Origin of the sequence: Corynebacterium appendicis CIP 107643 (assembly GCF_030408415.1) — a bacterium.
Classification (GTDB): Bacteria; Actinomycetota; Actinomycetes; order Mycobacteriales; family Mycobacteriaceae; genus Corynebacterium; species Corynebacterium appendicis.
In genome coordinates, this window is record NZ_CP046976.1 from 1,467,245 (window position 1) to 1,483,524 (window position 16,280).

Consider the following 16,280-nt stretch of genomic DNA (forward strand, 5'->3'; position numbering starts at 1 on the left):
GGTCTGCTTCATGGCTGAAGACTCATCAGTTCTTTAGTCCTTTTCACTTACTGTGCGGAATTTCTTCCGCGATGTACTTTCGTACTGCGCTGGTGTCCACATTCGCGGACACCCGGAGGGCCCGCCCGAAGGCGCGGCGCGACTCCGCCAGCTCACATGCCTCGATGGTGGGTGTAATCCACGCGCCGCGGCCGGGAAGTCTCCGTCCCGGGTCCGCGATGACGCGCGTGGAGTCAGCGGGGTCGACGACGACGCGCAGAAGCTGAGTGTCCGGCCGCGCCTCGCGCGTGGCTATGCACGTCCGGGTTCGTGTCGGGTTACTCATTTTCGCTTATCGACGCCTCCCACCCCACCACCTCGGCAGGATTGAAGCCAAGGGTCAAGCATACGCCATTGGGGCTCGGAACTGTAACTTCTTGTTCACTTTCACCCGAATGAATTACACCGGGTGGATTCGTCACCGTGGTACGCGGTGCCGTCGGGGCTGTGCCCCGAGGGCGCATCCCCGCCTAGTCAGCGCGGCCCGCGTCCGAGTGGATGTCGATCTTCCAGCCGGTCAGGCGCGCCGCCAGACGGGCATTCTGTCCTTCGCGGCCAATCGCGAGCGAGAGCTGGTAGTCAGGCACGGTCACACGCGCAGTCTGCGCCTCAAGGTCGAGCACCTCGACCTTGATCACCTTGGACGGCGCGAGGGAATTGCCCACGTAGACGGCCGGGTCGTCGGAATAGTCGACAATGTCGATCTTCTCGCCGTTGAGGCCGTCCATGATGTTGGTGACGCGCGCGCCGCGCGGGCCAATGCATGCGCCCTTGGCGTTAATGCCCTTCACGGTGCCCTTCACCGCCACCTTGGAGCGGTGGCCGGCCTCGCGCGCGATGCCGACGATCTCGACGGAGCCGTCCTCGACCTCCGGTACCTCGAGCGCGAACAGGCCGCGCACCAGCTCCGGGTGCGTGCGGGACAGGTTGACGGTGGTGTTGCGGTCGCCGGTGGTCACGCCGACGACGTACGCCTTGACGCGGTCACCGTGCTCGAGCTTCTCACCCGGGATCTGCTCCGCCGGCAGCAGGATGCCGTCCTGCGGGTTCGCTTCGGTGCCGAGCTGGACGACGACGATGCCGCGCGCATTCGCGTTCGCGTCGCGCTGCACGACACCGGAGACGACCTTGCCCTCTAGGCCGGAGTACTCGTCGTAGGCGCGGGTCGCCTCGGCGGAACGCATGCGCTTGAAGATGGCCTCGCGCACAGCCAGCGCACCCACGCGGGAGAAGTTCACCGGGGTGTCGTCGTATTCGGAGACGACGTTGCCCTCGTCGTCGAGCTCGCTGACCAGCACCGCGACCTGGCCGGTCTCCGTGTCAATGTCGACGCGCGCCTTCGAGTCGCTCACTTCTCCGGCAGCGCTAACACCAGCACCAGTTCCCCCGCGACCGGTCGGGCCGCTCTCCTCGCGGTAGGCGTGCAGGAGTGCCGTCGCGATCGTGGTCAACAGGTCGTCGACCGGGATGCCGGCTTCCTTCTCAATGCCTTCGAGTGCAGCGATGTCAATATTCACTTGTCTTCCTTACTACGGGGATGGTCGTGCTGGGTCTCGCGTGAATCGCGTTCGGTCCTACTCAGCGCCGCCGTTGCCTGCGAAGGCTTCGACGTCGTCGTAGTGCTTCTCCGCCAATTCCACTTCCGCGGCTGGCGGGGTGTTGAACTCAATTTCTACCACTGCACCCGACAGCGACGAAATAGGCGCGATCTCCACGGTGGGCTCGGCAGACTTCTTCGCTGCCGGAACGATCAGAGCGACGGTGTCTTCCGCACCGTTCAGCGCACCGATGCGGTAGAGCTTTTCCCCGGCCTTGACCAGGTGGCCGCGGTTGCGGCGCCAGTGGCGCGCCTCGGTCAGCGGCAGGTCCACGCCCGGGGTGGTCACCTCCAGTGTGTAGCCCGCGCCGAAATTGACCTCGCCGCGCTCCTCGGCGGCGTCGAAAAGCTCGGAGAGCTCGTTGGAGACCTCTTCCAACTGGTCAAGCGTCGGTGCCTCATCGCCCGCAACGGCGACAACGACCTGCGATTTCTTGCCCGCCTTGACCGTCTTCACGGTCTCGATGTCCAGGCCGCGTGCGTCGGTGACGGGGCGGATCAGCTGTACCAGTTCTTCGCTTTCCGGAAATGCCATGGCCACCACTGTACGGGTACAGGCACAGGCGGGCGGTACAGTCTCCCACTGTGAAGTCCTCCCGCCAGATCCTCGCTGTCATTCTCGCCACAGCACTCGCCGCTCCCATGGCCGCGTGCTCGCCCCTCGATGTCTTCGGGCCGCGCGCGGACGGCGAGATCATCGCTCTGGCCAAGCAGGCATCCGCCGATGCTGAAGCCAGCAGCCCGAACAGCGGTGGCGATGACCCCAAGGCGAAGTGGAATGAGCTCCGAATCTTCCATGCCAAGCAGCTTCAGGACGAGGCCCGGCGCCTGTGCGGAACGGACGACAACGGCGAGACTCCCTCCACTTGCGAGGTGGAGTACGACGGAACCCACTTGCCGGTGGGCGGCGATGCGGCGGCCCTGGTGAAACTGACTGTCGAATCCGCCGGCAAGGTCCCCGACGAATCCGTCGACCTCGTCGTCGCCCAAGCCATCGACGGGGCTGCGGCCGCAGATCTCCCTCTCGATCTGCCCGCCATCGACGACGAGACCGCGCTCGAAGCCGTGAAACAGCTCGTCAGCGCGGAACACGCCGTGGACTTCGGGCTCGACATCGCCACCGCCTACGCCGACGACCCGCTGCAGGACCGCATCGACTCACTGCGCACGCTTCACGACGCCCGCATCTCCGCTCTCCTCTCCGCCCTCCCCGAAGGACAACTCCCCTCCCGGGAAGCCGGCTACGAGATTCCCAGCGGCGCGCCCACGAATCCCGCTGAGGCAGCCGACTTCGTCGACACGCTTGAAAGCGACCTCGTCGACCACTGGCGCACAGCCGCCGCCACCGCCGCTACCGGGGGTTCTTCCCCCGAGTGGCTGACCGCGGCAATCCTGCTGGCCGGCCACGCCCAGCGTTCAGCTGAACAGGCCTAGCCGTTGACCAGCTCCTGAACCTTCTCCACGATCTGGTCGGCCGGGACCTCGAGGGTCTCGCCGCCGCGGATGCGCAGCTCGATGATGCCGTCGGCGAAGGCGCGGCCCAGGATCACGATGAAGGGCATGCCCAGCAGCTCGGCATCCTTGAACTTGACGCCTGGAGAGACCTTGGGGCGGTCGTCGACAAGCACGTCGACGCCAGCGGCCTCGAACTCGCCGACCAGCTTCTCCCCTGCTTCCATCGCGGCAGCGTCCTTGTTCGCGACGGCGAGGTGCACCTGGTACGGAGCGATCTCCTTCGGCCACACGAGCCCCTTGTCGTCGTGGGTCTGCTCCGCGATCACGGCGAGCATGCGGGTGATGCCGATGCCGTAGGACCCCATCGTGGGCACGGCGCGCTTGCCGTTCTCGGCGAGGATCTGCACGTCGAAGGCCTCGGTGTACTTGCGACCGAGCTGGAAAATGTGGCCCAGCTCGATGCCGCGGGCGAGCTGTACAGTGCCGTTGCCGCTTGGCGACGGGTCGCCCTCCTTGATCTCCGCGGCCTCGATGAATTCGTCTACCTCGAAATCACGTCCAGCCACCAGTCCGACAACGTGCTTCTGCTTCTCGTCCGCGCCGGTGATCCACGACGAACCGGTGACCACTCGCGGATCGGCGTAGATCTTCACACCGTTCTCGGCGAGCGCCCGCGGCCCCACATAGCCCTTGACCAGGAAATCGTTCTTCGCGAAGTCCTCTTCGCTGGCCAGCTCGAACGTGGCCGGTTCCAGGGATGCCTCGAGGCGCTTCTCGTCCAGCTCGCGGTCGCCCGGAATGAGCACGCCAGCCAGCTGCGGGCCGACCGGCTCGCCGTCCTCGCCCACCTGACGCGGATCGTCGATCTTCACGACCATGCACTTGAGGGTGTCGGCGGCTTCGACCCTGCGGTCGTCGATAAGCACGCCCGCACTGTTCGCCCACTCAACGAGTGTCTCGATCGTCTCCGATGCCGGCGTGTCGTGGACCTGCGCCTCGGGCTGGCCCTCGATGGCGCGCTCGGCGGGCGGAACCGTGACCACAGCCTCGACATTGGCGGCGAAATCGCCCGCGGTGGACACGACGAACGTGTCCTCGCCGTTGTCGCTGTACGCGAGGAATTCCTCGGAGGCGGAACCGCCCATCGCTCCCGACGTCGCCTTGCAGATCTCGTACTTCAGGCCCACACGGTTGAAGATCGCCTGGTACGCGCCACGGTGCTTCGCGTACGACTCGTCGAGCCCCTCATCCGACATGTCGAACGAGTAGCTGTCCTTCATCACGAACTCGCGGCCGCGCAGCACACCCGCGCGCGGACGCGCCTCGTCGCGGTACTTCGTCTGGATCTGGTAGAGCGTCACCGGGAAATCCTTGTACGACGAGTACAGATCCTTCACCGTCAGCGCGAACATCTCCTCGTGCGTCGGTCCGAGCAGCATGTCGGTGCCTCTGCGGTCCTTCAGCCGAAACAGGTCGTCGCCGTACTCCATCCAGCGGTTCGTGTCCTCGTACGGCTCGCGCGGCAAAAGCGCCGGGAACAGCAGCTCCTGCGCGCCGATCGCGTTCATTTCCTCGCGCACGATCTCCTCGATATTGCGTAACGCGCGCAGCCCCAGCGGCAGCCACGAGTACACGCCCGGCGCGGCGCGGCGGATGTAGCCGGCGCGCACCAGCAGCTTATGGCTGGGCACCTCTGCATCAGCGGGATCTTCGCGCAACGTGCGCAGGAACAGCGTGGACAACCGTGTGATCATGCCGGTGAGTTTACCCGGTAGCTTTGACTGCATGCTGATCGTGCTCCCCCCTTCCGAAACCAAAGCTCCCGGCGGCGAAATGGACGGCATTGACGTGTCGTTTCCCTCCCTCGATCCGGTCCGCTCCGCGATCATGGACGACCTCGCCGCGCTCGACGTCGACGAGATGATGACCGCGCTCAAACTCCCCGCCACCAAGCGCGACGAAGCCGCCGAGAACCTCGAGCTCCGCTCCGCGCCCGTCATGCCCGCCATCTACCGCTACACGGGCGTGCTTTACGACGCCCTCGACGCCGGTTCCCTCCCTTCCCCCTCCCTCGATCGCCTCGCCATCGGTTCCGCGTTGTTCGGTATCGTCCGCGCCGTTGACACCATCCCCCGCTACCGGCTGTCCGGCGGCTCCAAGCTCCCGGCCCGCGACGGTGCCCTGCCCACCATGAAAGCCCGGTGGGGTTCCGCCATCTCCGACGCGCTGGCCGACCAAGGGTTCATCGTGGACATGCGCTCCGGCGCCTACCACCAGCTCGGCCCCGTGCCCGGCGCGGTCACCGTCCGTGTCGAATCGGCGCAGGAGGACGGCTCCCGGAAGGTCGTCAGCCACTTCAACAAGCACTACAAGGGCGAACTCGCCCGCGTCCTTGCCACCGCCCCCGATGCAGACTCGGTGACCGACATCGAGGGAGTCGCCTCCATCGCCGAGGCCGCCGGGATGACGGTGGAGCTGCCCGGAACTGATGTCAAGGATCCGCACCAGCTCACCCTGGTGGTGTAGGAGGGGCGGGGGCGCGGGCGGCGTCGATAAGCGTGCTCGTGCTGGGCACTATGCGATGTCCACTATGCGATGCTGTTTTTCTCCGACCTGCGACCTGGGCTTTTCGGGATTGCATAGTGCAGATCGCATAGTGCAGATCGCATAGTGGACTCAACCCAACAGGGACAACGCCTGACGGACCATCGCGATGAACCCGTCCGGATTGCGCAACAACTCCATCGGATCGACCCGGCGCACGATGTATCCCCGATTCTGCAGGTACACCTCGCGTTTGCGCTCCTTCCTCAAGGTGATGCCCAAGGGCGCATAGGTCTTTCCGTCGTATTTCTCCTCCCCATCGACCTCGATGATGAGCTTGCCGAGCCCAAGATCGCCACTATACGGCCCGACCGGCACCTGCGTTGCCACTTCCGTCAGACCGGCTTGGATGAGGAGCGCCCGGGCGTAGCTCTCAAATGGCGATTGGGAATTATGCACGGCATACCGCAGCACTTCCCGCAGAACTGCGACTCCCTTCTTTCCCCGCATCAGCGCGACTGCCTGCTTCAGCTCGGCTCGCATGGCGTGGCGCGAATAAAGCAACCAGTCAAAGGCCACGAGTCCTTCCGCAAAACCGTGCCGGATCGCAATGACGAAAGCCGTGCGCACGGGCCCTGTGAACTCGATGCCGGGCAACTGCGGGTAGTGGAAGATCTCGTTGCGTTCGAGTTTGCCGCGATAGAACGTCGTGCCTTCTGCCCACTCAGCCTTCGGCGGGCTGAACCCAGACGGCAGCGTGAGCTCGACGTGCTCAGATGCGGTGGCAACGACCCACATGCCGAGCATTCGGGCTGCGGATCGCCCGGTCAGAACCGCCGTCGACGTTCCTAGCCCGACCGCTGCGGCGCGCAGCCACTTCCGTTCGTGGTAGGAAAGCCCAGCCAAGCTTTCCTTGCGTACGGCATGCCTGCGCGATTGGGCGATCAACGCGCCGCTCGCCAGCTGCCCGAGCAGTTCTCGGTCGCCGTAGCACGCGCCCTGGATATCGACGAGCCCTTCCAGCAGCTCCTTCCCCTTCGCCAACTCCACAGTTTCTCCCTTCTCTCCCCTGCAGAGATTGGACTGCTCGCGACGCGGAAAGGTTCCATTCGGGCTGCCCTCGATACAATGACCGCATGAATTCCCGGTCCTTGTACGGCGCGGCGCTAGGCTTCGCGTTGCTCAGTTTCGCTGTCATCTTGCTGCGCTACGACGCGGTGCCCGCAGAGATCCCCGTCCACATCGGCCCGGACGGCGAGGTCGACGGCTGGGTACCCAAATCTCTTCCAGCCGCGACATTCGGCGCGTGGTACTCGCTGCTGCTCGTCGCGCTGATCTACTTCGCGATCCCGCGTCCGGGCATCGCTTATCGACGAATCCCCGTCTCCCCCACCTCCGACGTCCCTTTCTCCGACACCGCCGCCGACAAGGCCGCTGCCCTGTTGCGCGTGTCGGACCGTTCGCTGGCCTGGATCGCCGTGGCGCTCGTCGTGCCGATGTGCCTGCTCCAGTTCACGTTCACGTTCCCGGGGTTGGCGTCGTACCGGACGGCATCGGGCGTGCTGATCGGCGTCAGCCTCTTCGCAGCGGTGATCTACACCTTCGTGCTGCTTTCCCGCTGGCCGAAGCAGATGGAGGAAATGCCCACCGACGACGATGAACGCACCCGCCAGAAGCACTTCGGTGCGGGGGCCGGGATGGGCTTCTACAACGAGCCCGACGACCCGATGGTCACGTGGGTTTCGCCGTTCAACCAGGGCAAGGTGGATCTGAACTGGGCCCATGCACCAGTGAAGCAGTACGCCCTCGTAGTTCTTGTGCTGCTCGTCGCGGTGTGCGTGGTTCCGTTCCTCGCTCTCTAAGCGCGGCCATCTGGAGGAAGTGACGATGAAGAAGTGGATCGCAGGCATCGGAGCAGTTGCGCTCGTGGGAGCTGGGGCGGCGGCAGCCGTCGTCGTGGGGAGCGACACGACGGTCGAGCGCGTCGTCGACGGCGACACCGTCGACGTGTCCACCTGGTCGGGAACTAAGCGGGTGAGGCTGCTCAATATCGACACTCCTGAACTCGGCCATTTCGGCGAGCCAGAAGAATGCCTCGCTCAGGAGGCCAAGGACCGACTCGAAGAGCTCCTGCCGGCGGGTACAAAAGTGACGCTCGAGTACGACGTGGACCGGCACGACCGGTACGGCCGCGAGCTCGCCGGTGTTTTCGTGGGAGACGACTTCGTCAACGAGCAGATCGTCAGCGAAGGATTCGCGCACGCGGTGGTCTTTGAACCGAACCGGAAATTTTACGACCGGATTCTCGCTGCCGAGGCAAGCCCGCGGTCGAATCAAACCGGGGTGTTCGGCGTCGGCCCCGAATGCCTGACCTCGGACCGGCGGGAGCAGTCCGACCTAGAAAGCACCCAGCGCGACATCAACGAGCTCGACCGCATGGATCTGGCGGACCCGACGGTAACCGCTGACGCCCGCCGTCTGGTGGACCGGATCCACCGCACAAGCGACGACATCCGCAGGCACGCAGACAGTACGGAAGACTCTTTCTACACCGCACAGCTGCGTGATTTTCTGGATGCATCGCGGTCCCGAGCAGACGAAGCGGAGCGCGAACTCGACGCGACCGACAAGCGCGAGCGAGAGCGCATCGAGGATCTGAAGAAGCAGGAGCAGGAGGCGCAGCAGCGCGAAGCCCGGCAGCGGGAAGAAGCGCGCCGCGAAGCGGAACACCAGCGCGCCGCCGAGCAACCGCCGGCCCCGGCGCCCGCCCCAGCCCCTGCACCGAGTGCACCGTCTGGCGGAGCGGACACCTACACCGGCTGCCGCGCCTACGGCGGGAATTATTCGCTGAATAACGTCGACAAGAACGGCAGGCGGTACGCAAAAATCGACTGCAACACCAAAGAACAGATCGGTTAGCTGACACAGCAAGATGTTCACGGGCATTCCGTGAGCGGGCACACCTTGAACCGCACGGCAATTTATCGGTCTATCGGTCGAGTCGAATTTATCGGTTTATCGGTTACGCTGACATACCAGGATCTGGTTCGCGACGATTTGCCGGTCGCCGTCACAATGGCTGGGCTCACTCACGGCATCAACACCTTGCTCGATCTTCCCGGGGCGACGTTCCTGCGGCGCGCCCGCCATTACGAGCTAGGGCCTCTCACGCTGGAAGATGCCCGCACGGCTCTGTCTGACACAGCTCGCGACGGAAGACGCCGAACGCACGGCTCAGTTCAGCAAGGGCTACCCCTACCTCGTTCAGTTGCTGGGGTTCCTATCTTGGGAAGCTGCCGACGCTCTCGGCACGGACCGCATCAATGCCCACTCGGTGTCGGACGCAATTTCGCGCGCCCTCGAACGGCTGGGGGTTCACATGCACCAGCCAGCTTTGCGGGAGGTACCCGCCCGACAGTTTGCGGGAGGTACCCGCCCGACAGATGGAATACCTTCCGGCAATGGCGGCTATCGAGGCCGACACCGGCTCGAGCGACGTCTCAACGGCTGCGCTCTCGGAGCACCTCGGCCGTCCCTCGACGGCGCTCTCCGATATTCGGGCCCGCCTCATCGAGCGCGATCTGATCACTCCCGCCGGATGGGGCCTCGTCGAATTTTCCCAGCCGTATCTCGGGCAATACTTACTGGATCGTGGACGGCCACAGCGAATAAATTAACACCCCACAGCACAGCGTCCTTTTCAGGATGGCCGCATGCACCCAGCCTCGTGAATAGCCTGGGAAGATATGAGCATTACTCGCGCACAGGAGATCCTCGCGGGCGCCGCGCACATCGAGGTCTTCACCGGGGCCGGCATGAGCGCGGACAGCGGCATCGCCACGTACCGCGACGCGCAGACAGGCCTGTGGGAGAACGTGGACCCGCAGGATATGGCCTCCACGGACGCGTGGCACGACGACCCGGACACGATGTTCGCGTGGTACTTGTGGCGCGCGCATCTCGCGGAGCAAGCAGAGCCGAACGCAGGCCACATCGCCATTGCGCGCTCGCCGAAGACGACGGTGACCACGCAAAATATCGACAATTTGCACGAGAGGGCGGGAAGCGAGGAGGTCGTGCACCTGCACGGTTCGCTGTTTGATTTCCGTTGTTCGCTTTGCGACGAACCGTACACCCGCCCCATCCCCTTCCCCGAGCAGCCGGTCGCAGAGATTACCCCGCCGGCCTGCCCGGAGTGCGGCGGCCCAGTGCGGCCGGGCGTGGTGTGGTTCGGCGAGGCATTGCCCGAGGACGAGTGGAAAGAGGCGGAGCGCCGGATGCACACGGCTGACGCGGTGGTCATCGTCGGCACCTCAGGGGTGGTCTACCCCGCCGCCGGTCTGCCGTTGTTGGCGCACGCCCGCGAGATCCCGATCATCGAGGTCACCCCCATGCGCACCGACCTGTCGCAGCTGGCCGAGGTCGTTATTGAGGACACTGCAGCGAATGCGCTGCCCAAGCTTCTGGGCTAATTAGTAGCGCGCAGCACCGTGAATGTCTTGTCGCGCGCGACCTGCTCCACCGCGCGAAAGCGGCGCTCCACCTCGCCGCGGTAGCGCAAGTGCGAGTTATGCACCAGGTAAAGGGAACCGCCGGGTGCGAGCAGGCGCACGGAGGCGTCCAGGAGGTGCTGCACGAGTGTGGCATCGACAGCCGTTCCGTCGTGGAACGGCGGGTTGAGCGCGATGGTGTCGAAGGAGGCGTCGGGAAGCTGCGAGCCAGCGTCGTCCCAGGTCGCGTCGATGCCGATGGCGCGGGCAGACAGCACGGCATCGGCATCGGAGTCAGTCGCCTGCGCACCAAGGCCGCGGGTGACGGAGCCATTGCCGCAGCCGAGATCGAGCAGGCGACCCGGCGCGTCCGGCAAGCAGGAGCGCAAAAGCTCGCCACCACGGTCAGGTTTCGCGCCGGAGAAGACACCACCGATGGCGACCACGCCGTCGCCACGCACGGGTGTGTACGACACTGCGCGGGGCCCGGAGGCGACCAGGCAGCGGAATTTGCCGCGGCCGCGCGACGCGGTGACATCCGTGAACGATTCGGCGAGCACCCCGTTCATTCCGCGCGAGAGATGCTTGTTGTTCGCGCCGAACACCACGCGCACATCGTCGAAGCCCGCACCTGCGATCGAGCGCGCGAGGTAATCCAGGCGGGCCAGGGACTTCGGCATCTCCCCGATCGCCACCGCCGAACCTGAAGAACCAGCCAGGAACTCGTCCAGCCGCAGGTCGCCGGCAATCCCGGCGCCAAGGGAGGCTGCTTGTTGGCTGCGCGCATAATCCGAATCCAGGAAGACCACTTGCCCACCCGCGTCCAGAGCCGTCCGGGTGAGATCCAGGGACGGGTCGTGGCAGATGAGGGTGGTTGCGGAGGCGTCGATAAGCGCTTCGTCGATGATGAGTTTATCCAGCGTGCGCAAGGCCTGCGACCTCCCCGATCACGTACACAGCGGGATTGGTGATGTTCTCCCGCGCCATCGTCTCGGCGAGCGACCCCAGCGTGGTGCGGACCTCGCGCTGGCGGGCGGTCTCGCCGTCCTGGATGACCGCGGCCGGCGTCGTGCCGGGCAGCACGCGCTGCAACGTCTCCGCGATCGCCGGCGCCTGGCGCACGCCCATGATGACGACGATGGTGCCGCCCACGCGCGCGAGCGCCTCCCAGTCGACCAGCGACCTCGGGTCATCCGGCGCGAGGTGCCCGGACACGACAGTGAAGGAATGAGTCATACCGCGTTGCGTCACCGGAATCCCGGCTGCCGCTGGAACGGACACCGCGCTGGTCACGCCCGGCACGACCTCGCATGCGATCCCAGCCGCCGCGCACGCGTGGAGTTCTTCGAAACCGCGGCCGAACACGTACGGGTCCCCGCCCTTGAGCCGCACGACGCGCTTGCCGGCTTGGGCATGCTCGACCATCAGCGCGTTGATGCGCTCCTGCGCCACCTGCTTCGCGTACGGCAGCTTCGCCACATCGACGATCTCTTTGCCGTCCGTTTCCAGGAACTGGTCCAGTTGATCCGTCGGCCCTAAGTGATCAGTCAGAATCACATCCGCCGCTTCCAGCGCGCGCAGCCCGCGCACCGTGATCAGATCCCACGCGCCGGGACCGCCGCCGACAAGAGTCACACTTCCGTTCATGGGCTCCAAGTCTAGGGTCGGGCACATCAGTAGTGGTAGCGGGCCTGCAGGATGATCAGGTCATCGCCGTCCACTAAGTAAATGAGACGGTGCTCCTGCGTGATCCGCCGCGACCAGGCCCCTTCCGCGCCATATTTGAGCGGCTCCGGTTTCCCGATCCCCTCGAACGGGTCACGCATCGTGTCCCGGATCAACTGGTTGATGCGCTTCAGCGTCTTCCGGTCTTCACGCTGCCAGTACTGGTAGTCCTCCCATGCGTGGGCGACCCACACCAGACGCATTAGTCCTCGATCGCGTGCTCTACGAACTCACCTGCTCGTGCAGCATCGTAAGCATCGAGCACGCGACGCGCATTCACGGGGGAACGGAAGATATGGGCGGTCTCCTCCCACGCAGCGTAATCATCAGCGGACATGAGGACCGCGTTGCCGGAGCGGGACGTGATTTCCACGGCTGACCGATCATTGTTGACACGCTCAATGAGCGGGAACAACGTCCGCCGTGCTTCGCTTGCGCTCAGTGCCATGACCCCTCCTTAGTTGTACGGCTTTACCGTACCACACCGCCGTGTTGTCTACCCTGGCCATATGTTCGCATTGGATCATTCTTTCGCCGAGGCGCTGCCGTCCATGTCGGTCGAAGCAAGCGGCGCCGACTTTCCCGACCCTCAGCTCGTCGTGCTCAACGAGGAGCTCGCCACATCGCTCGGCTTCGATATCAGCTGGCTGCGCAGCGACGACGGTCTCCGTTGGCTCACGGGAGCGCACGGCGGACACGCGACAGCGTACGCAGGGCACCAATTCGGCCAGTTCGTGCCATTGCTTGGCGACGGCCGCGCCCTCCTCCTCGGCGACCTTCCCTCCCCGTCCGGCCGAGTGGAGATCCAGCTCAAAGGCTCCGGCCCCACCCCGTTTTCCAAGCCGGGATCGGACGGCCGCGGCGCTCTCGGGCCGATGCTGCGCGAGTACCTAGTCAGCGAATTCATGCACGCCACCGGTGTTCCCACGACGCGGTCGTTGGCAGTGCTGACCAGCGGCGAGCAGGTCCTGCGCCAGCAGGGACCGGTGCCGGGCGGTGTGGTGGTGCGCGTGGCGCGGAGCCACCTCCGCGTAGGTTCGGTGCAGTATGCGGCAACGCAGTCCGCGGACCTTGTCGCCGCTGTGGTGGAGGCCGCCGGGTTCGCGTCCGCGGAGGAGCTGCTGCGCACCGTCATGGAGCGCCAGTTGGACCTCGTGGCGCAGTGGCTGAACCTCGGCTTCGTCCACGGTGTAATGAACACCGACAACACCGCCCTGTCCGGCGAGACGATTGACTACGGCCCGTGCGCCTTCACCGAACGATTCCGCACCGATGCGTGCTTCTCGTCCATCGATGCGCATTCTCGCTACGCCTTCGGCAACCAACCCGACATCATGGCGTGGAATCTGTCGCGCCTGGCCGAAGCACTGTTGCCGGTGAGCAGCCTGGAAGCTGTGCAGGAGATTCTCGGCGACATGGAGGCGGTGTGGCACCGCGTCTGGGCAGATCGCGTGCCCGACCCGTCTGCGCTGGGCCGCGCCGACGACATCACGACCTATAACCGCGAGCACCACGGCGGGCCGGTCTTCGTGCCGCGCAACCAAATGCTGGAATCCGCCATCACCGCCGCGGAGCGGAAAGGAGATCTCGCACAGTACCGCGAGCTGCTCGCTGCGGTGACCGACCCCTACAACGCAGAAGCGGGCCCGGCCTGGATGGCCGAGCCCGAAGGGGACCTCCCCTACGTGACGTTCTGCGGAACTTAGCGGTCCAGCTTAAGCACGCGCTGGGTGTTATCCCACTGCTCGTCGTACAGGTCGCGGTGGCGCTTGAGGGACTTGCCGTATGTCGGGATCATGTCGTACAGCTTCGGGCCCCATTCGATCATGCGCTCACCGAAGCAGCGCTCGAGCAGCTCCAGCATCGCGGCCGGGGCAATGGATGCGCCCGGGGACGCTCCGAGAATGCCCGCGATGGAGCCGTCCTGGTCGTTGACCAAAGCGGTGCCGAACTCGAGGGAGCCGAAGTGCGGCGGGGCAGCCGGCTTAATGATCTGGACACGCTGTCCCGCGATCACCGACTCCCAGTCCTTTCCGTCGGCGGACGGCATGTAGTCGCGCAGGTCGTCCACACGGCTGTCGAAGGACTTGAAGACCTCCTCGACGAGGTATTTGACCAGATCGAAGTTCGTGGCGGCCACACCCAGGTAGGACGGGATATTGTCCGGGCGGATCGACTTGAACAGGTCGAGGTAGGAGCCTTCCTTCAGGAACTTCGGCGTCCAGCCGCCGAACGGGCCGAAGAGGAGGGACTGCTTGCCGTCGACGACGCGCAGGTCTAGGTGCGGGACCGACATCGGCGGAGCACCGACCTTGGCCTTGCCGTAGACCTTCGCCTGGTGCTTTTCCACCAGCTCCGGGTTGGTGGTGCGCAGCCATGCGCCGGAGATCGGGAAGCCGGCGTAGCCGCGGACCTCCGGAACACCGGCGGAGCGCAGCAGGTCGAGCGCATAGCCTCCCGCACCAACGAAGACGAAGCGTGCGCGGGTGACCTTGGTGTCGCCGGTGTGCAGGTTCTTGACGGTGACGTGCCAGAACTTGCCCTTCTTCTTCAGGCTCTTCACCTCGTGGCCGTAGCGGATCTCGGTGCCGGCCTTCTGCGCGTGGTCGAAGAACTGGTTGGACAGGGCGCCGTAGTTGACGTCGGTGCCCTCATCGGTCCAGGAGATTGCCACGTGCTCGCGGTCGAAGTCGCGGTTCGCGGCCATCAGCGGGAGCTTCTCGGCGAACTCGTCACGGTCGGCGGTGAACTTCATGTCCGGGAACATGTAGTTGTCGGCCAGAGCCTCGTAGCGGCGGCGCAGGTAGTCGATCTGGTCGTCGCCCTGGGCGAAGGAGACGTGCGGGACCGGGTTGATGAACTCGGTCGGGTCCGTCAGCACACCCTCTTCGATCTGCTGGGACCAGAACTGGCGGGAGACCTGGAATTTCTCGTTGATGGTCTGCGCCTTGGACACGTCGATGCGGCCGTTCTTCTCCGGCGTGTAGTTCAGCTCGCACAGCGCGGAGTGGCCGGTACCGGCGTTGTTCCACGGGTAGGAGGACTCAAGCGCAGCTCCGTCGAGACGCTCGTAGACCAGCTGCGTCCAGTCCGGCTCGAGCTGACGGATCATGGCACCCAGGGTGGCGCTCATGATTCCGGCGCCGATCAGGAGGACGTCAACCTCGTCTCCGTTCCCCTTGCCTGCTGCTTGCTGCGAATGCGGTGTTGACACTTTCAATGACCTCTTCGATCCGATAATCGGGTAATGCTGATGAAGCTTACTCTAATCATTCCACGCTATTTCTCGTGGACGGTAAACACCCAATCAGTTATCCACACCCCCGAAAACCACACAGTTATCCGAACCGCAGACTGAATCGCTGTCCGCGGCCCACCCCCTTGAGGCACAGACCTAAGATGAGGGCCATGAATCACAACGCCCCGAAAATCGACTCTTTAGATTGGTCGGCCGACGAACTCGGCGACGGCTACAAGCGCGCGACACTCGACCTCGGCGCGGACCCGGAAGGAGAGGGCAATAACGTCGCGGTGCTCGTGAAAGCGGAGACAGCGGAGACAGCGGACGCTGACAAGCCCGCGCTGCTCTGGGTGCACGGCATGTCGGATTATTTCTTCCAGACACACGTCGCGGAGCATTTCACCGAACAGGGCTACCCGTTCTACGCGATCGACCTGCACAAGTGCGGCCGCGCCCACCGCAAAGGGCAGCGCTGGCACCACACCAACGACATGGCCACCTACTTCGACGAGCTCACCGAAGCCACGAAGCTCATCGCGGACAAGCACGGCGGTGTGGTTCCGCTGGCACACTCGACGGGCGGTCTCATCGTCCCGCTGTGGCTGAACCACCTTCGTCGCACCGACCGTGACACGCACGGCAAAGTCAAGGGCATGATCCTCAACAGCCCGTGGGTGGACATGCAGGTGCCGGGGTGGCAGCTGAAGGTGCTGCGACCCGTCGTCAAGCTTGCCGCGAAAATCGCGCCGAACCTGAAGTTGCCCATCTCCGGGGAGTCCACGTACGGCGAGTCCATTTATAAGGGTCTCCACGGCAGCTGGGATTTCGACACGGAGAAGAAGCGGCTCGGCGGCCACGACAAGTACGTGGGCTGGCTCAACGCCGTGCTCGAAGGACAGAGCACGCTCCACGACGACGCCACCGACGCCGCCGTGCCCACCCTCACCCTGTGCTCGACCCACTCGTATCTGGGCAAACCGTACTCGCCCGCCGCGGACAACGCCGACACCGTGCTCGACGTACGGCAAATCCAGCACTGGGCGCCGACGTTGACCACCGCCACGCAAGAGACCCGGCCGATTCCGGGCGCGCTTCACGACGTCTTCCTCTCCCAGCCCCACCCCCGCGAGCTCGCCTTCACCGCCGCGGATGCGTGGCTCGCCAAGCTCGACAACCAGGAGGATTAACC

The 16,280-nt window shown here is 64.9% G+C and carries 18 protein-coding genes; 8 read left to right on the forward strand and 10 right to left on the reverse strand.

The genetic code is table 11. The annotated features are described in order from the left end of the window. Positions 1–43: 43 nt before the first annotated feature. The 3 genes from CAPP_RS07205 to rimP all read right to left on the reverse strand — a co-directional run bounded on the left by CAPP_RS07205 (position 44) and on the right by rimP (position 2,171). Positions 44–325, reverse strand: coding sequence for a YlxR family protein (locus tag CAPP_RS07205; RefSeq protein WP_076598814.1), 282 nt, complete (start codon positions 323–325; stop codon positions 44–46). Between the two features lie 184 nt (positions 326–509). Next, positions 510–1,556 (reverse strand): transcription termination factor NusA, encoded by a 1,047-nt coding sequence (gene nusA / locus CAPP_RS07210; RefSeq protein ID WP_076598813.1) that lies wholly within the window; start codon positions 1,554–1,556, stop codon positions 510–512. A gap of 57 nt (positions 1,557–1,613) precedes the next feature. Further along, positions 1,614–2,171, reverse strand: coding sequence for a ribosome maturation factor RimP (rimP, locus tag CAPP_RS07215; protein WP_076598812.1), 558 nt, complete (start codon positions 2,169–2,171; stop codon positions 1,614–1,616). A gap of 50 nt (positions 2,172–2,221) precedes the next feature. On the opposite strand from rimP, the gene CAPP_RS07220 reads away from it, so the two are divergent. After that, entirely contained in the window at positions 2,222–3,070 is an 849-nt protein-coding gene (locus CAPP_RS07220; protein ID WP_234958759.1) for a DUF4439 domain-containing protein, read from the forward strand. Here the strand turns inward: CAPP_RS07220 and CAPP_RS07225 are convergent. After that, entirely contained in the window at positions 3,067–4,845 is a 1,779-nt protein-coding gene (locus CAPP_RS07225) for a proline--tRNA ligase (RefSeq protein WP_076598914.1), read from the reverse strand. The two genes, CAPP_RS07220 and CAPP_RS07225, sit on opposite strands and share 4 nt — an antisense overlap. Positions 4,846–4,876: 31 nt before the next feature. Between CAPP_RS07225 and yaaA the strand changes: the two genes are divergently transcribed. After that, a complete protein-coding gene (yaaA, locus tag CAPP_RS07230) occupies positions 4,877–5,617 on the forward strand; it encodes a peroxide stress protein YaaA (RefSeq protein ID WP_076598811.1) in 741 nt (246 codons plus the stop codon). 150 nt (positions 5,618–5,767) lie between these two features. Here yaaA and CAPP_RS07235 read toward each other — a convergent pair whose 3' ends face one another. Continuing rightward, entirely contained in the window at positions 5,768–6,685 is a 918-nt protein-coding gene (locus tag CAPP_RS07235; protein ID WP_076598810.1) for an endonuclease domain-containing protein, read from the reverse strand. 86 nt (positions 6,686–6,771) lie between these two features. On the opposite strand from CAPP_RS07235, the gene CAPP_RS07240 reads away from it, so the two are divergent. The 4 genes from CAPP_RS07240 (at position 6,772) to CAPP_RS07255 (ending at position 10,107) form a co-directional block, all read left to right on the forward strand. Continuing rightward, entirely contained in the window at positions 6,772–7,497 is a 726-nt protein-coding gene (locus CAPP_RS07240) for a DUF1648 domain-containing protein (RefSeq protein WP_076598809.1), read from the forward strand. 25 nt (positions 7,498–7,522) lie between these two features. Then, on the forward strand, positions 7,523–8,554 hold the full coding sequence (locus CAPP_RS07245; protein WP_076598808.1) for a thermonuclease family protein: 1,032 nt from the start codon (positions 7,523–7,525) through the stop codon (positions 8,552–8,554). 524 nt (positions 8,555–9,078) lie between these two features. Beyond that, entirely contained in the window at positions 9,079–9,312 is a 234-nt protein-coding gene (locus tag CAPP_RS07250; protein WP_076598807.1) for a DUF8462 domain-containing protein, read from the forward strand. Between the two features lie 69 nt (positions 9,313–9,381). Continuing rightward, positions 9,382–10,107 (forward strand): NAD-dependent deacylase, encoded by a 726-nt coding sequence (locus CAPP_RS07255; RefSeq protein WP_076598806.1) that lies wholly within the window; start codon positions 9,382–9,384, stop codon positions 10,105–10,107. Here the strand turns inward: CAPP_RS07255 and CAPP_RS07260 are convergent. From CAPP_RS07260 to CAPP_RS07275, 4 genes are read right to left on the reverse strand one after another with little or no spacing between them, the layout of a single operon-like run. Beyond that, on the reverse strand, positions 10,104–11,054 hold the full coding sequence (locus tag CAPP_RS07260; RefSeq protein ID WP_076598805.1) for a class I SAM-dependent methyltransferase: 951 nt from the start codon (positions 11,052–11,054) through the stop codon (positions 10,104–10,106). The two genes, CAPP_RS07255 and CAPP_RS07260, sit on opposite strands and share 4 nt — an antisense overlap. After that, positions 11,038–11,772, reverse strand: a complete 735-nt coding sequence (gene cobA / locus CAPP_RS07265) for a uroporphyrinogen-III C-methyltransferase (protein WP_076598804.1) — start codon at positions 11,770–11,772, stop codon at positions 11,038–11,040. The genes CAPP_RS07260 and cobA overlap by 17 nt, the downstream gene beginning before the upstream one ends. A 26-nt stretch (positions 11,773–11,798) precedes the next feature. Next, on the reverse strand, positions 11,799–12,053 hold the full coding sequence (locus CAPP_RS07270; protein WP_076598803.1) for a Txe/YoeB family addiction module toxin: 255 nt from the start codon (positions 12,051–12,053) through the stop codon (positions 11,799–11,801). Further along, positions 12,053–12,298 (reverse strand): type II toxin-antitoxin system Phd/YefM family antitoxin, encoded by a 246-nt coding sequence (locus CAPP_RS07275; RefSeq protein WP_076598802.1) that lies wholly within the window; start codon positions 12,296–12,298, stop codon positions 12,053–12,055. The genes CAPP_RS07270 and CAPP_RS07275 overlap by 1 nt, the downstream gene beginning before the upstream one ends. A gap of 61 nt (positions 12,299–12,359) precedes the next feature. Here CAPP_RS07275 and CAPP_RS07280 point away from each other — a divergent pair, with 61 nt between their 5' ends. Then, complete coding sequence (locus tag CAPP_RS07280; protein WP_076598801.1) at positions 12,360–13,556, forward strand: protein adenylyltransferase SelO family protein; 1,197 nt, start codon at positions 12,360–12,362, stop codon at positions 13,554–13,556. Here the strand turns inward: CAPP_RS07280 and mqo are convergent. Beyond that, positions 13,553–15,064 carry a malate dehydrogenase (quinone) gene (gene mqo / locus CAPP_RS07285; RefSeq protein WP_076598800.1) on the reverse strand — a complete coding sequence of 504 codons (1,512 nt, stop codon included), beginning with the start codon at positions 15,062–15,064 and terminating at the stop codon, positions 13,553–13,555. The genes CAPP_RS07280 and mqo overlap by 4 nt on opposite strands. 194 nt (positions 15,065–15,258) lie before the next feature. Between mqo and CAPP_RS07290 the strand changes: the two genes are divergently transcribed. Further along, positions 15,259–16,278 carry an alpha/beta fold hydrolase gene (locus tag CAPP_RS07290; protein WP_076598799.1) on the forward strand — a complete coding sequence of 340 codons (1,020 nt, stop codon included), beginning with the start codon at positions 15,259–15,261 and terminating at the stop codon, positions 16,276–16,278. Positions 16,279–16,280 lie beyond the last annotated feature (2 nt).

What these genes read in the sequence shown, in the direction of transcription:
- CAPP_RS07245 (WP_076598808.1), top strand. Translation starts at nt 7,523, where the DNA reads ATGAAGAAGTGGATCGCAGGCATCGGAGCAGTTGCGCTCGTGGGAGCT.
- cobA (WP_076598804.1), bottom strand. Translation starts at nt 11,772, where the DNA reads ATGAACGGAAGTGTGACTCTTGTCGGCGGCGGTCCCGGCGCGTGGGAT.
- CAPP_RS07240 (WP_076598809.1), top strand. Translation starts at nt 6,772, where the DNA reads ATGAATTCCCGGTCCTTGTACGGCGCGGCGCTAGGCTTCGCGTTGCTC.
- rimP (WP_076598812.1), bottom strand. Translation starts at nt 2,171, where the DNA reads ATGGCATTTCCGGAAAGCGAAGAACTGGTACAGCTGATCCGCCCCGTC.
- CAPP_RS07275 (WP_076598802.1), bottom strand. Translation starts at nt 12,298, where the DNA reads ATGGCACTGAGCGCAAGCGAAGCACGGCGGACGTTGTTCCCGCTCATT.
- CAPP_RS07250 (WP_076598807.1), top strand. Translation starts at nt 9,079, where the DNA reads ATGGAATACCTTCCGGCAATGGCGGCTATCGAGGCCGACACCGGCTCG.
- CAPP_RS07290 (WP_076598799.1), top strand. Translation starts at nt 15,259, where the DNA reads ATGAATCACAACGCCCCGAAAATCGACTCTTTAGATTGGTCGGCCGAC.
- CAPP_RS07280 (WP_076598801.1), top strand. Translation starts at nt 12,360, where the DNA reads ATGTTCGCATTGGATCATTCTTTCGCCGAGGCGCTGCCGTCCATGTCG.
- CAPP_RS07225 (WP_076598914.1), bottom strand. Translation starts at nt 4,845, where the DNA reads ATGATCACACGGTTGTCCACGCTGTTCCTGCGCACGTTGCGCGAAGAT.
- CAPP_RS07270 (WP_076598803.1), bottom strand. Translation starts at nt 12,053, where the DNA reads ATGCGTCTGGTGTGGGTCGCCCACGCATGGGAGGACTACCAGTACTGG.
- yaaA (WP_076598811.1), top strand. Translation starts at nt 4,877, where the DNA reads ATGCTGATCGTGCTCCCCCCTTCCGAAACCAAAGCTCCCGGCGGCGAA.
- CAPP_RS07255 (WP_076598806.1), top strand. Translation starts at nt 9,382, where the DNA reads ATGAGCATTACTCGCGCACAGGAGATCCTCGCGGGCGCCGCGCACATC.
- CAPP_RS07205 (WP_076598814.1), bottom strand. Translation starts at nt 325, where the DNA reads ATGAGTAACCCGACACGAACCCGGACGTGCATAGCCACGCGCGAGGCG.